Below are 13,898 nucleotides of genomic sequence, written 5' to 3'. Positions count from 1 at the left end.
TCTCGTTGGCAGACCGCCGTTAATAGCAAGTTTAGTAAAGATTTTTCATATCCTCCAAAGTCTTGGGCTCATAGTCAGTAGCATGTCCTGAGGAGCCAAAATCAATCATCTTACTCTTCACCCATTTTTTAATAGCTTCTCGCGCTTCCCCAAGATATTTTCTTTGATCAAATACTTCCGGATGCTCAGAAAAATATTTTCTTATAGCTCCGGTACAGGCAAGCCGCCCGTCTGTATCTATGTTTATTTTTCTGACACCAAGCTTGATAGCCTTCTGAATCATATGCACAGGAACTCCCATTGCTTTCTGTACATTTCCGCCATATTTATTTATTTCTTCTATTAATTCAGGAGGAACGCTTGATGAGCCATGCATAACAAGAGTTGTATCAGGACAATTCTTGTGTGTCTTCTCTACAATATCAAATGCCAAGACCGGTGTTGCTTTGAATTTATAAGCTCCATGAGAGGTTCCTATAGCAAGAGCTAAGGCGTCAACCTTTGTCTGCCGAATAAATTTTATAGCATCATCCGGATCTGTTAGAATAATCTTACTTGCAGCTATTTCATCCTCAATCCCTCCAAGAGTCCCCAACTCGCCTTCTGCTGTAACCCCAAATTGATGGGCATATTCGGCCGCTTTTTGTGTAATTTCAGCATTACCCTCATAACTTCGTGGTGTTTTTCCATCTTCTTCCAGAGATCCGTCAATCATTACGGAAGTAAAGCCTAAATCTATAACCTCTTTAACCAGTTCAAGGCTGGACCCATGATCAAGATGCAGAGCCATAGGAATATCCTTATATGTATCTGCTACAACATTAACCATTGCAACTAATAACTTCTTATCTGTATATTTAAGGGCTGTCTTTGAAACCTGAAGTATGACAGGAGACTTAGTTTCATCTGCGGCCCACATTATCGCCTGTAGCTGCTCCATGTTGTTAACATTATAAGCCCCTACTCCGTAATCCCCTTTCTCTGCTTCATCCAGAATCTGCCTCATCGGTACCAGTGCCATCTTTCATTCTCCTTATAGATAGTTATGGGTCTAGGTTAAATTCGAATCTGCATTATAATACACAAAAGAGAAAAATTAGTCCAATCACTGTTTACTCATCACTTTATTTATCTGTTCTAGATAATCACACGCCTGTTTATTATCAGGCTGTATATGCAGGATTTTTTCGAATATATTCTTGGCTTCTTTGTAGCGCCCTTTCTTATAATAAGCTACTCCTAAATTACGAGCAACACCAAGAGCTTTTGGCATAAGCCTTAAGGCAATTTTATACTCTTCAATTGCCTCATCCCACTCTTTTTTCATCATATAAATATTCCCCAGATTATTATGCGCCCCTCCAAAATCAGGATTAAGCTTAACAGCCTTTTTATACTGCTGAATCGCTCCGTTAAGCTTTCCCAGTTTTTCATACGCATTTCCCAAACCCATTAACGCCTTATCGTTATAAGGATTCTGTCCTACAGCTATCTCCAGCTCTCTAGCAGCTTTTTTGTAATCCTTAATACTGATATACAACTTTGCTAGATTATAGTGGATATCAGCATAATCCGGAGCTAGCTCAGCAAGCTGATAATATACTCTAAAAGCATCTTCTATCTTCCCTACCTTAGCATATGCAAATGCCAGGCGATAATATGCCTTAAGATGCCCTCTATTGAGCTTGATTGTCTTCTTATACATACTTATAGCTTTATTCCAGTCCTCTTTGTTGCGACATTCAACCCCCTTTCTAAAATATACCTCCGATCTCAATGGATTTACTGAAAAATAATTAAACACAAATAAAAATAAAGCTGAAAACAGAATTATAACCGGAATTCTCAATCTGTTTACTATGAGAATAAATCTTTCTGTGTCTTCGTTTATTGAATTTTGATTTTTGATTTTTGATTTTTGATTTTTTTTACCGCTTAGAGCGGACACACATCCCAGAGCAAACCACAGGAATATACCTGAAGAATGAAATCTCAAATCCACATTTCCCAGATTTTCAAAAAGCATACCTATTACTCCTGATATAAATCCTATAAGCAAATACTTTTTGAGTCTATCATTGGTATTTCTTGCTATATTTATACCTCGAAAAAGAATACTACCTACAATTCCAACAAAAAGCACCAGTCCTACAACTCCCAGTTCGCATCCAATTTCAAGTACCTCACAGTGTACGTGCCGTGTTGCATTTACAGCGTGTGGATTCAAAAAATAATCAGAGAATCTGAATTGTGGATAAATCGTGGCGAAATTACCTATTCCCCAACCTGTAAAAGGCCTGGCTAGAAACATCTTCATAGATCCCAGCCAAATCCACTTCCGTATTCCAATAGTTCCTGTGAGCAGTTCCTCATTAATAACTCGCATTATTGACTCTGATCTTACCTGCCATGCAGCAGCGCATAAGAGAATTACTCCGATAAATAAGTAAAAACTTTTCGCCAGCCCCCACCTTAAATAAACAAATGCGCAGGCAAAAAACACAATGGAAACACAAAATCCGATCCATGCGGCTCTCGCTTCTAATTTGTAAAGGGAAATAATGCTGGTTACCACTAGAATACAACACAGCGCAAGGGGGAAAAGTAGGGGCGGGGCTTGCCTCCGCCCATTCCCCAAAAAATATAGAATAAAAGATAGGATTACAGGTATACACAAAACAATATACGGGGCAAAGAATGTAGGATTACCAAATAATTGCGGCAAGTTACGAATTACAGGAATGCTAAAACGGTTAAGCAGTGTAGGAACTTCTGCTATGAATGTAGCTAAAAACCACACAAAACAAATTCTTAAAAACGTAGATCTTGACTTACACGTTTCTAATACCACAAAATAGAGCAGAACATATGTAAATAAGTTTACCAGTTCTGTGGCACCAGCAAACTTATTCCTTGCCATAAAGAATGACGCTAAGCACCATATACAGAAAGCGGTCAAATAATATCTGGGGAATTCAGGAAAAATTTTGTCCCGAAAGCTTTCGGGATGAGAGAGAAGCTTATATATCCATAATAGGATGATACAAAACACCATAGCTTGAGCTATGACAAACTTTATGAATACATAATCATACGCAGCCTTAAAAACTGCTATTGGAACAAAGAAGATAATAATTAACAGACATATTTCTGATATTTTTCTTCTCAAATTTCTCTCCTGTTGGAATATTCTTAATAGAAATTCCGTTGAAAAAATCCGAAATTCTAAATTCGAAACTCGAAACAAATTCTAAATTTAAATTTTCTAAATTTAAAACATTGTTTTGAGCATTTGTATTTTGGTCATTTGATATTGTTTCGGATTTCGTGCTTCGTGCTTCGAATTTGTACTTCTCCATATCGTTGTTTATTATACTGATAATCAGGAATTAAAGCAAAAAAAACATCCCCGATAATCTCGGGGATGTTTTTTCCACAGCATTACGGAGCACTAGTCACATACAGCATTGCTCGGAGTTATTTGACCAGGATCTCCGTCCTTTAAAGCTGAAACGTGCCCGTCAAGATACAGCACATTGATGATGGTCGGATTTGTATGATAAGTAGAGACTTTATCACACATCATTGGCGTATCCGAATCACTCATCTCTGTTAGAGAGTCATCGGCAGGACTGTTGTATCCATAACTACAGTCCTCAATACCACTCTCTACAGTAACACTATCTGAGCTAGACGGACATACAAATACCGATAGAGATGAAATATAATTAGGATAGAAATTCATCGTTACTGTACTACCATCATTATCGCACAAATTGTCATTGCCTGCCGGCTTGTCTCCTCTTTTGGGAAAATACTCATCATAGTCCTGAGCATACATATGCAGGCCAAGACCAAGCTGTTTCAGATTGCTCAGACACTTTGTTCTTCTTGCCATTTCTCTTGCTCTTGCCAGCGCCGGCAGCAGCATGGATGCAAGAAGAGCAATAATCGCTATAACAACCAGCAATTCAATAAGCGTAAACCCCTTGGACCTTCTAAAAAACTTTAACATTTTATTACTCACCTCCTTCGCTTTCAAACTCATTTATTGAATTGTTACATAGTTACCATATCCTTGTCAAATGTTTTTTTGTCCAACTCATCCCCTAGCCCCTTCTCTTAACGGAGAAGGGGAATATTCCCTCTCTTCTCAAGAGAGGGTCAGGGTGAGTTCGAAAGATACCTTTGAGACTCCAAGTAATTCTGAACATAATCGAAAATAGCCTTCTTTAGGGATGTTGTGGGCATTCTGTATCCTGCACGATGAAGTTTGGATATGTCAGCTTGAGTAAAATATTGATAAGAATCCTTTATCTCTTCAGGCATTGAGATATATTTAATGTCGGGTTTAAGCTTCAATGCCTCAAAAACCAGTTCTGCAAGCTTGTTCCATGTTTCTGCCCTTCCAGTGCCAATGTTGAATATTCCATTAACACCAGGATTCTGCAAAAAAAACAGAGTCATTTCTACAGCATCCTTTACATATAAAAAATCCCTTTTCTGCTCACCATTCCCATATTCTGTTTTATGCGACTTAAAGAGCCTAATTTCTCCTTCCTTTTTTATCTGTTCAAAGGCCTTAATAACCATGCTTCTCATTTCTCCTTTATGATACTCGTTCGGCCCAAAAACATTGAAGAATTTAAGTCCTGCAACTTGTTTCAATAATCCATTTCTCTCTGCCCAGAGATCAAAAAGATGTTTAGAATAAGCATACATATTCAGAGGATGGAATTTATGCAAATCTTTTTCTTTATCGGAATATTCGTAAGAACCGTCTCCATATGTCGCAGCGCTGGAAGCATAGATAAAGCGCACATTACACCTGACGGCATAAGAAGCAAGATGTTTTGTATACTTATAGTTATTCAGCAAAAGATAATCTGCGTCCTGCTCGGTAGTATCTGAACATGCTCCCATATGAATCAATGCACGAACACCTGATTTAAAATCGCCTTTAAGTACTTTCTCAAGAAAAACATCCTTATCAACATAATCTGAAAATCGAAGAGTCCGAAGATTCTTCCATTTGCTGCTCTTTCCTAACTCATCAACAACAAGAATATTAAACTCTCCTTGCTGATTTAATTTCCATACAATGGCACTTCCAATAAACCCTGCTCCACCAGTAACAATAATCATCTTTCGCATTCCTGCCCCTACTCTCTAGGCGTTTTGACAAACTAAAAATTAGTTGATATCATTGCACAGAATTTTAGCAAGTAACTTATAAACTGTCAATTTAATCTATGATAAATAATATGATAAACTCTAGCTTTCATGGAGGAATTCATCCAGAGAATTCTAAAGATAGCACAAATACAAAGAAAATTCTAAATCTTCTCCCTCCTAAAAAAGCAATCATTCCCATGCTGCAGCATACAGGCGCAGTATGTAAGCCACTAGTTAATATTGGAGACATTGTTAAAGTAGGGCAAAAGATTGGTGACGCGCAGGCATTTATATCGGCACCTGTTCATGCCACAATATCAGGTAAAGTAGTAGATATTTCCCCTATGCTACATCCTTTAGGGACTAAAGTTCTATCTATTATTATAGAATCTGATGAGGCCGATACATGGGCCATTGAAGAAACAAAAAGAGACTGGAAAACGCTTGAGCCAGAACAAATAAAACATATTGTAAAGGAAGCAGGTGTTGTTGGCCTTGGCGGAGCTATGTTTCCAATACATGTAAAACTTAGCCCGCCAGAAAATAAAAAAATTGATACATATATTTTAAATGGCGCTGAATGCGAACCATTTCTAACAGCTGATCACAGGCTAATGCTGGAATATGCAAAACAAGTTGTCATCGGACTCAAAATCCTAATGAAAGCAACTGGCGTAAAGAAAGGCATAATTGGTATCGAACAAAATAAACCTGATGCACTTAAAAAAATTACTGACGAAATCAATAAAGAATCAGATACAGATGTTGACATAATGGCACTTAAGGTAAAATATCCTCAGGGAGCTGAAAAACAGCTTATAAAAGCTCTCCTGAAACGTGAAGTGCCAAGCGGCGGACTTCCAATGGATGTAGGAGTAATAGTTAGTAATGTTGGCACCTCATTTGCAGTATATGAATCTGTCGTAGAAAGAAAACCTCTGGTAGAGCGAATTGTAACTGTAACAGGAGGAGGCATCAGGAATCCACAAAATCTTAGAGTAAGAATAGGAACTCCTTTTTTAAATTTAATAGAGGCATGCGAAGGAGTCAAAGAAGAAATAGGCAAAATAATAATGGGCGGCCCAATGATGGGGATCGCTCAATATACAACAGATGTCCCGGTAATTAAAGGCACGTCTGGAATACTTGTACAAACAAAGGACGAGATTTGTGACGAGCCTGAGGAATGTTGTATAAGATGTGGCAACTGTGCTAGTGTTTGCCCAATGAAGATATTGCCTAATGTAATAACTAACTCTATAAAAAATGATCAGTTTGAACATGCAAAAGAATACGGATTATTAGATTGCATGGAATGTGGGGCTTGTACATATGTATGTCCTGCACATATACCAATAGTCCAGTATATAAAATATGGAAAAACACGGTTAAGAAAATTTTAATGTATACTCTTTCAGCATCCCCGCATATCCATTCTAATTTATCCGTCAAAAAGATAATGTGGGATGTTATAATAGCTCTTGTGCCCGCACTTGGTATGGGAATTTATTTTTTCGGCACACAAGTGTTATATCCAGTCGCAATAAGCATCTCCACAGCCCTAATAACTGAAGCAATCATATCCAAAATAAGAGGACGCAAAACTATATCAAATGGCAGCGGCATTGTAACAGGTCTCCTGTTAGCTATGATAATACCTCCGGACGTACCTTTATGGCTGCCTGCAGTTGGAACTGCATGTGCTGTTATACTGGGGAAAGAAGTATTTGGTGGTCTTGGACGTAATATATTCAACCCGGCACTTATAGGCAGAGCAATACTTGTGGCTTCATGGCCTACTTTTATGACCACATGGCTGGCGCCACAATCAGGATGGTTCAGAAGGATTGATGCTGAAACCTGCGCAACTCCATTAGCGATAGTAAAGCTTAATCTGGCTCAAGAACTTCCTTCCCACTGGAGCCTGTTTATCGGGAATGTAGGAGGATGTATCGGAGAGACGTCTGCTTTTGCCCTGCTGCTGGGCGCAATATTTTTATTTATAAGAAAACGAATTTCATGGCATATTCCTGTTTCTTACATTGGGTGTGTAGCACTGCTTTCCTGGATATTCGGCCGTAACGGCTTATTCACAGGAGACGCATTATTCAGCATACTGAGTGGAGGATTAATTCTTGGCGCTTTCTTCATGGCAACAGATTATGTAACAACCCCTATAACACCCAAGGGCAAAATTATATTTGGATTAGGAGCTGGAATAATAGTAGTTTTGATAAGGTTGAAAGGCGGATATCCTGAAGGAGTGTGCTATTCTATATTATTGATGAATGCTGTGACTCCATTAATAGATAGGTGGAAATGGACTATACCTAAAAAATTTGGGGAAATAAATGCGTAATATATTAAAACTATCAGCGAGTCTGCTTATAATTGCCGCTATCTCGGGCACAATTTTAGGTATAATCTATACTGTAACAAAGGAACCAATTGCAAAACGAGTTAAACTGGAAGAAGAAAAAGCTCTAAAGGCCATTTTCCCAAAAGCGACAAGCTTTAACCTAACTACTGGTAAAGACAACTATGCTTATTATGAAGTTTATACAAAAAATAAGTTAATAGGATATGTAATAGATGCGTCTGGGGAAGGATTTGGCGGCACAATTAAAATTAAAGTGGGTATGAATCTGAACAAAACAATTAAAGCTATCAGAATTACAAGCCAAAATGAAACTCCAGGTCTTGGAACAAGAGTAGAAGGAACGAAGTTCACAGATCAGTTTATGAACAAAACCTTGAAACAGGTTTTGCTAAAAAAGGATTTCAGTAAAGGAACTATTGATGCACTCACTGGAGCTACTATATCATCGCGCACTGTTAGTGAAGCCGTACAAAAATCTATGGTAGAATTTTTAAAGATTGAGAGAAAACAAAAATGAGTCTCAAACAAGATTTTACAAGAGGCATTCTTGCAGAGAATCCAACGTTTCGGCTCATTCTGGGCATGTGTCCAACACTTGCTGTTTCAACCTCATTGGTAAATGCCATAGGCATGGGAGCAGCTACTACTTTTGTTCTTTTAGGGTCCAATATACTTGTTTCTTTATTTCGAAAATTTATACCATCAAATATTCGCATTCCTGCTTTTATTGTGATCATTGCTACTTTTGTAACTATAGTAGAACTTATAATGCAGGCATATTTTCCCGCATTAAATAAATCCCTCGGGATATTTATTCCATTGATTGTTGTAAACTGTATTATACTTGGCAGAGCAGAGGCTTTTGCATCAAAAAATCCTGTTTTCCCTTCAATTATGGACGCATTAGGCATGGGAATAGGATTTACAGGTGCACTTGCGCTTCTTGGAGCTACAAGAGAAATACTTGGAGCCGGAACAATCTGGGGATATCATATATTGGGAACTGGATTTAATCCTGTGATAATAATGATACTTCCCCCAGGAGCATTTATAGCTCTCGGTCTATTCCTTGGATTATTCAATAGTCTGGCAAAAAAAAGGAAAGCGTAAACGATGCTTTTTACTAAATTATTTATAATATTCCTTTCTGCAGCTTTGGTAAATAACTATGTATTAAATAGATTTCTTGGCATATGCCCATTCTTAGGTGTTTCTAAAAAAAGTTCCGCTGCATTTGGAATGGGGATGGCTGTAATTTTTGTCATGACCATTGCATCAATGGCTACATGGGTTATACAGCATTACTTATTAATCCCATTAAATATAACGTTTTTACAAACAATTACCTTTATTCTTGTTATTGCAACACTGGTTCAATTTGTGGAAATGGTCATTGCTAAAATAAGCCCTGCTCTTCAACAAGCATTGGGAATTTATCTTCCTCTTATTACTACAAACTGTGCTGTTCTCGGTGTAGCAACAATTAATAGTGATTCTAATCTTGGTTTTATAGGCAGCATTGTAAATGGTCTGGGCGCTGGTGTGGGTTTTACTATCGCATTACTTCTTATGTCTGCAATAAGGGAAAGGCTGGATCTAACCGACGTGCCTGACTGCATGAGAGGTATACCAATTGCGTTTATCATAGCTGGTTTAATGTCACTTGCTTTTATGGGCTTTACCGGTTTAGTTTCTCAATAATAAAAAGGTTCAATATGCAAACCATTTTAACAGCAACTCTGCTTCTTGGAGGGCTTGGACTGGTCTTTGGTCTTGTGCTTGGTTATGCATCAAGAAAATTCGCTGTAAAAATTGATCCCAAAATAGAAGAGATTTTTAAAGCTCTTCCTGGTGCAAATTGTGGCGCATGTGGATTTACAGGCTGTATGGGTTTTGCCAAAGCCGTCGCAGACGGTAAAGTCTCACCCGATAGATGCGTACTTATGGATAAAAAAGAGACAGAACTAATCTCAAAAACTTTCCCTGTTCTCTTGTGTCAGAGAACTGCTAATCAGCAGAGAAAATTTCTTTATATTGGTATTCAAACATGTAAAGCTGCTATGCTCCTCAGTGGTGGAAACAACTCATGCGGTTATGGGTGCCTAGGGTTTGGGGATTGCGCTAAAATATGTCCCTTTGGAGCAATTTCTTTTAAACAAGGCATACCTGTATTTGACAAAGACCTTTGTAAAATGTGTGAAAAATGCATAGAAGTATGTCCCAAAAATATTATTAAACTTGTTCCCAAAAATCAGGAAGTTTTCGTTGCGTGCAGCAACAGAGATAAGGGAAAAGACGCAAGAGCAGTGTGTAAAACTGCGTGTATCGGATGTGGCGTATGCATTAAGGCATGTCCAGCAGATGCAATAACATTAGAGAACAATCTGGCAGTAATAGATCCGAAAAAATGCACTAATTGCGGTGAATGCATTAAAAAATGCCCGACAAAAGCAATAGTAAAACAGTAAAATTTCCATTGCCATCATTAAAAAAATCTGTATAATGACGGAATTATTGGGGTCGTTAGCTCAATTGGCAGAGCAGCGGACTCTTAATCCGTTGGTTGTGGGTTCGATTCCCTCACGGCCTACTAAGAGCGAGGGTGGCGGAACTGGCATACGCGCTAGATTTAGGATCTAGTCCCTTTACAGGGATGCGGGTTCAACTCCCGCCTCTCGCACTGGTAAGTTTTATGCGGGTGTAGCTCAGTGGTAGAGCTCTTCGTTGCCAACGAAGTGGTCGTGGGTTCGAATCTCATCACCCGCTCTGATGGAAAGATTTTGAACTATAAGAATAAAACAAGGAAGGAACAATGACAGATACTAGCAGCAGTAACAATGTTAAGGTGGATATACAGGATATTGGAAATTGCGGCCGTCTCTTAAAGGTTGAAGTGCCTGTTGAACTAGTTGAAAAAGAGACAAAAAATGCATATAACGCCCTCCAAAAGACTGCATCTGTACATGGATTCAGGACAGGCAAAACTCCCTATCCTATTTTAAAGATGCGCTTCGAGAAAGTCCTAAAGGAGGAAATTAAGGAGAAACTCATTAATCAAACTTATCAAGATATACTTAAGAATAATAATCTAATCCCTGTTTCTGAGCCCAAGATAGATAAGGTCACTTTTGAAGAAGAAAAGCCATTTACCTATGAGATGTCTTTAGAAGTAAAGCCTGATATAAAACTTGCCAACTACAAAGGACTAGAAATGTCTGTAAAATCTGCTAATGTTTCTGATGATGACGTTAACAATGTATTGAAAATGAGACAAGAGCAGGGCGCGGAATTTGTTCCGGTCAATCGGCCTGCAAAAGTCAGTGATCAAATAATAATAGATTATGAGCTAATCACTGACGGTGCACCATCAAAAAAACAGACTAATGCTCCATATATATTAGGTTCTAAAATTCTTCCTGAAAAAGTAGAAAAAGAACTCGTTGGGACAAAAATAGACGAGAAGAAAGAAGTTGAAGTAATTTCAAAAGAAAAAGGCATAAAAACTATTTACAAAATAACTATTAGACAGGTAAAAGAGAAAAAACTTCTACCGATTAACGACGATTTTGCAAAGGAATTGGGTAATTTTAAAACCCTTGATGAGTTTAAAGATGATATTCGGAAGAAACTTAAAAGCGTTGCTGAAGATAAACAAAAAACAGATATTAAGGAACAGTTGTTAGACATGGTTACAGAGAACTCCAAGATGTTAATTCCGGCAGGACTTGTAGATAAACAAATAGACTATATAGGCACCAGTAGAGGAGAAAAAGACACTGATAAGAACAAATGGAAAGAAAAATATTTAAAAGAAGCAACTAAAGACGTAAAAAAAATGCTTGTTCTGGAGGAGATTGCTGAAAAAGAAAAACTGGATGTTAGCGAAGAAGAGGCTAAACAGAAACTTCAAAATCTGGCAGGCTCTAATAAAACAGCCAATATGGACAATTACATAGAGTACATACAAAGACAAATGAAAAGACAGAAAATTCTTGACTTTATATACGAAAACGCCAAGATTGAAAATTAATAATTGCTGCAGGCACGTAGCCTGATGGAGGTGGTATTATGAGTTTAATTCCAATGGTAATAGAGCAAACAGGCAGAACCGAACGCGCCTATGACATTTATTCAAGATTATTAAAAGACAGAAATATAATTATCGGAACTCCTATAGATGATAATGTAGCTAATGTTGTAATTGCGCAGATATTGTATCTGGAATTTGAAGCTCCGGATAAAGACATAACCATTTATATAAACAGTCCTGGAGGAGTGGCTACTGCAGGATTAGCAATATACGACACTATGCAGTTCGTGAAATCAGATATTTCTACTATTTGCATGGGGCAGGCAGCAAGTGCAGCTGCCATATTACTCGCTGCAGGGACAAAAGGGAAAAGAATGTCTCTTCCAAATGCACGTGTCCTTATTCATCAACCCTCAGGAGGTATGCAGGGACAGGTGTCAGATATTAATATTCACGCAAAAGAAATGCTTGACTTAAAAGAGAGAGTAAATAAAATTCTCGCAAAGCACACAGGGCAGTCAATAGAAAAAATAGAAACTGATACAGATAGAGACTTTTTTATGTCAGCTGAACAAGCCAAGCAGTATGGTATTGTTGACGAGGTAATCGCGGAAAAAAAGTAGGAACGGAGTTTAAGCCTATGGCTATTAAAACTGATAGAGACATGAGGAAAAGCAAGGATTTTCAGGAATTAAATGTGCCTATTGCTGAGAGAAAACGAAGGGGTTACGTTGAGGATAGAGAGCTTGTAAAAGAGACAAAAATTTCTTTTTTTACAATCCAAAATTATATCCAGACTGGACTTCTTGAAATAGATGCTGAAACACCTCAAGGAAAGAAATTATTTAAAAAGGATAACGCGCTGAAACGATTAAAGTTATTAACTCATATGCAAAAATCACATCCGGTACATGAGCTAAAAAACACAATATATAGCCCCGACTTTAATGAAAACAAGTTTTTAGAAAAAACCCCAAATGGGTAACAGGAGATCAAGATAGTGAAGACATTCATTCCTAAGGCAGATAATACAGAAAGAATATGGTATATTGTAAATGCAGAAGATAAGGTTCTAGGGAGATTGGCATCTAAAGTTGCAGCTATACTCAGAGGGAAACATAAACCTATATATGCCCCTCATATTGACGTTGGAGATTATGTAATTGTTATTAATGCAGCTAAAGTTCGCTTAACAGGTAAAAAACTGGAGCAAAAAGTTTATTATCACTACTCAGGATATCCGGGAGGCCTTAAAGAGACACGCCTTTTTGACCTGATGAAAAAAAACCCGGAGGAAGTTATAAAAAGAGCTGTTAAAGGCATGCTTCCTAAAAATAAACTCGGTAGAAAAATGCTGACAAAATTAAAGGTCTATCCAGATAAAGAGCATCATCAGGAAGCTCAAAAACCTGTTCCTATCCCCCGAGAAATGGAAATATAAAGGAGATTTATTGTGGCAAAAGCAAAACAAGTATTCTACTCTACTGGCAGACGGAAAACATCTGTCGCCCGTGTAAGATTAATTCCAGGAAAAGGAGAAATAATAATAAATAAAAAACCTTATAAGGATTATTTTGGGAATGATACATTAAGCATAATTATATGCCAGCCATTTCATGAAACAAATACTCTTGAAAAATATCATATCTTTGCAAGTGTTAAAGGCGGAGGAAGCTCTGGTCAGGCAGGCGCAGTTCGTCATGGTATATCAAGAGCATTAGTAAAGGCTGATGAAGGATTAAAGGATACTTTAAAGAAAGCAGGATTCCTTACCCGTGATCCGAGAAAGAAAGAAAGAAAGAAATACGGACAAAAGGGCGCGCGTAAACAGTTTCAATTTACTAAGAGATAGTAAGCTTCTTATATATGATGTGAAATATCATTTATGTCAGATCAACAACAGATAAAAATCAGTGTACTTGGCACAGAATATAAAGTTAAGACTGATAAAGACTCATCCCATATTCGCAAAATTGAAGAGTATCTGAATAATAAAATAAGCGAAATCTCTAACAACACACATATAGCATCATCTCTTAAAATCACTACTTGGGCTGCTTTATTTATTGCAGAAGAATTCCTTTCATATAAAGAAAAAAACGAAAAACATGCACAAAAAATTGATGATATAATTGAGAAAATAGACAAAACAAATCTGGAAACATAAATAAATTTAGGGAACGGTCAACACATCATTACCCCCCTTGCCAGAAAAAGACTGATCTAATCTGATCACGACATCAAGGTCAATAGGTGGAATCATAAGCAAGCGCTTGTCCAGATCCGGCACCTTCTCTCTAGCCAACTGCCATG

Annotated in this window: 17 protein-coding genes, 3 tRNA genes and 1 pseudogene; 16 read left to right on the top strand and 5 right to left on the bottom strand. The window is 37.7% G+C overall.

Annotation, left to right across the window (positions count from 1 at the left end):
- Positions 1 to 31: 31 nt before the first annotated feature.
- Together Q7J67_02335 and Q7J67_02330 are read right to left on the bottom strand one after the other, a co-directional pair.
- Positions 32 to 1,021 carry a ketose-bisphosphate aldolase gene (locus Q7J67_02335; GenBank protein ID MDO9464119.1) on the bottom strand — a complete coding sequence of 330 codons (990 nt, stop codon included), beginning with the start codon at positions 1,019 to 1,021 and terminating at the stop codon, positions 32 to 34.
- A gap of 84 nt (positions 1,022 to 1,105) precedes the next feature.
- Entirely contained in the window at positions 1,106 to 2,575 is a 1,470-nt protein-coding gene (locus Q7J67_02330; protein ID MDO9464118.1) for a tetratricopeptide repeat protein, read from the bottom strand.
- On the opposite strand from Q7J67_02330, the gene Q7J67_02325 reads away from it, so the two are divergent.
- Entirely contained in the window at positions 2,562 to 2,858 is a 297-nt protein-coding gene (locus Q7J67_02325) for a hypothetical protein (protein ID MDO9464117.1), read from the top strand. The two genes, Q7J67_02330 and Q7J67_02325, sit on opposite strands and share 14 nt — an antisense overlap.
- Positions 2,859 to 3,101: 243 nt before the next feature.
- Here Q7J67_02325 and Q7J67_02320 read toward each other — a convergent pair whose 3' ends face one another.
- The 3 genes and pseudogenes from Q7J67_02320 to rfaD all read right to left on the bottom strand — a co-directional run bounded on the left by Q7J67_02320 (position 3,102) and on the right by rfaD (position 5,145).
- The gene (locus Q7J67_02320; protein ID MDO9464116.1) at positions 3,102 to 3,359 is read right to left on the bottom strand and encodes a hypothetical protein; all 258 of its coding nucleotides are present in this window, start codon (positions 3,357 to 3,359) and stop codon (positions 3,102 to 3,104) included.
- A 449-nt stretch (positions 3,360 to 3,808) separates the two neighbouring features.
- Positions 3,809 to 4,015, bottom strand: a pseudogene (locus tag Q7J67_02315) (type II secretion system protein).
- A 149-nt stretch (positions 4,016 to 4,164) separates the two neighbouring features.
- Positions 4,165 to 5,145 (bottom strand): ADP-glyceromanno-heptose 6-epimerase, encoded by a 981-nt coding sequence (gene rfaD, locus Q7J67_02310; GenBank protein ID MDO9464115.1) that lies wholly within the window; start codon positions 5,143 to 5,145, stop codon positions 4,165 to 4,167.
- Between the two features lie 107 nt (positions 5,146 to 5,252).
- Here rfaD and rsxC point away from each other — a divergent pair, with 107 nt between their 5' ends.
- The 15 genes from rsxC to Q7J67_02235 all read left to right on the top strand — a co-directional run bounded on the left by rsxC (position 5,253) and on the right by Q7J67_02235 (position 13,752).
- Positions 5,253 to 6,578, top strand: coding sequence for an electron transport complex subunit RsxC (rsxC, locus tag Q7J67_02305; GenBank protein MDO9464114.1), 1,326 nt, complete (start codon positions 5,253 to 5,255; stop codon positions 6,576 to 6,578).
- Positions 6,578 to 7,534, top strand: coding sequence for an RnfABCDGE type electron transport complex subunit D (locus Q7J67_02300; protein ID MDO9464113.1), 957 nt, complete (start codon positions 6,578 to 6,580; stop codon positions 7,532 to 7,534). Before rsxC ends, Q7J67_02300 begins: the two co-directional genes overlap by 1 nt.
- Entirely contained in the window at positions 7,527 to 8,072 is a 546-nt protein-coding gene (locus Q7J67_02295) for an RnfABCDGE type electron transport complex subunit G (protein ID MDO9464112.1), read from the top strand. Before Q7J67_02300 ends, Q7J67_02295 begins: the two co-directional genes overlap by 8 nt.
- Positions 8,069 to 8,665 carry an electron transport complex subunit E gene (locus Q7J67_02290; GenBank protein MDO9464111.1) on the top strand — a complete coding sequence of 199 codons (597 nt, stop codon included), beginning with the start codon at positions 8,069 to 8,071 and terminating at the stop codon, positions 8,663 to 8,665. Before Q7J67_02295 ends, Q7J67_02290 begins: the two co-directional genes overlap by 4 nt.
- Positions 8,666 to 8,668: 3 nt before the next feature.
- Positions 8,669 to 9,256 (top strand): electron transport complex subunit RsxA, encoded by a 588-nt coding sequence (rsxA, locus tag Q7J67_02285; protein ID MDO9464110.1) that lies wholly within the window; start codon positions 8,669 to 8,671, stop codon positions 9,254 to 9,256.
- 14 nt (positions 9,257 to 9,270) lie between these two features.
- Positions 9,271 to 10,023: an RnfABCDGE type electron transport complex subunit B gene (locus Q7J67_02280; protein MDO9464109.1), complete on the top strand. Its 753-nt coding sequence runs from the start codon at positions 9,271 to 9,273 to the stop codon at positions 10,021 to 10,023.
- Between the two features lie 49 nt (positions 10,024 to 10,072).
- Positions 10,073 to 10,145, top strand: a tRNA-Lys gene (locus Q7J67_02275).
- Between the two features lie 6 nt (positions 10,146 to 10,151).
- Positions 10,152 to 10,235: transfer RNA gene (locus Q7J67_02270), tRNA-Leu, on the top strand.
- A gap of 14 nt (positions 10,236 to 10,249) precedes the next feature.
- Positions 10,250 to 10,321, top strand: a tRNA-Gly gene (locus tag Q7J67_02265).
- A gap of 46 nt (positions 10,322 to 10,367) precedes the next feature.
- Positions 10,368 to 11,585: a trigger factor gene (gene tig, locus Q7J67_02260; protein ID MDO9464108.1), complete on the top strand. Its 1,218-nt coding sequence runs from the start codon at positions 10,368 to 10,370 to the stop codon at positions 11,583 to 11,585.
- A 38-nt stretch (positions 11,586 to 11,623) separates the two neighbouring features.
- A complete protein-coding gene (gene clpP / locus Q7J67_02255) occupies positions 11,624 to 12,208 on the top strand; it encodes an ATP-dependent Clp endopeptidase proteolytic subunit ClpP (GenBank protein ID MDO9464107.1) in 585 nt (194 codons plus the stop codon).
- A 17-nt stretch (positions 12,209 to 12,225) separates the two neighbouring features.
- A complete protein-coding gene (locus Q7J67_02250; protein MDO9464106.1) occupies positions 12,226 to 12,570 on the top strand; it encodes a hypothetical protein in 345 nt (114 codons plus the stop codon).
- Between the two features lie 15 nt (positions 12,571 to 12,585).
- Positions 12,586 to 13,026 (top strand): 50S ribosomal protein L13, encoded by a 441-nt coding sequence (gene rplM / locus Q7J67_02245; GenBank protein ID MDO9464105.1) that lies wholly within the window; start codon positions 12,586 to 12,588, stop codon positions 13,024 to 13,026.
- A gap of 9 nt (positions 13,027 to 13,035) precedes the next feature.
- Positions 13,036 to 13,437: a 30S ribosomal protein S9 gene (gene rpsI, locus Q7J67_02240; protein MDO9464104.1), complete on the top strand. Its 402-nt coding sequence runs from the start codon at positions 13,036 to 13,038 to the stop codon at positions 13,435 to 13,437.
- A gap of 33 nt (positions 13,438 to 13,470) precedes the next feature.
- Positions 13,471 to 13,752, top strand: a complete 282-nt coding sequence (locus Q7J67_02235; GenBank protein MDO9464103.1) for a cell division protein ZapA — start codon at positions 13,471 to 13,473, stop codon at positions 13,750 to 13,752.
- The last annotated feature ends 146 nt before the right edge of the window (positions 13,753 to 13,898 follow it).

Source organism: bacterium (genome assembly GCA_030652805.1).
Lineage (GTDB): Bacteria > JAHJDO01 > JAHJDO01 > JAHJDO01 > JAHJDO01 > JAHJDO01.
Note: the sequence above shows the minus strand (reverse complement) of the source record. Positions and strands in the feature narration are given on the sequence as shown.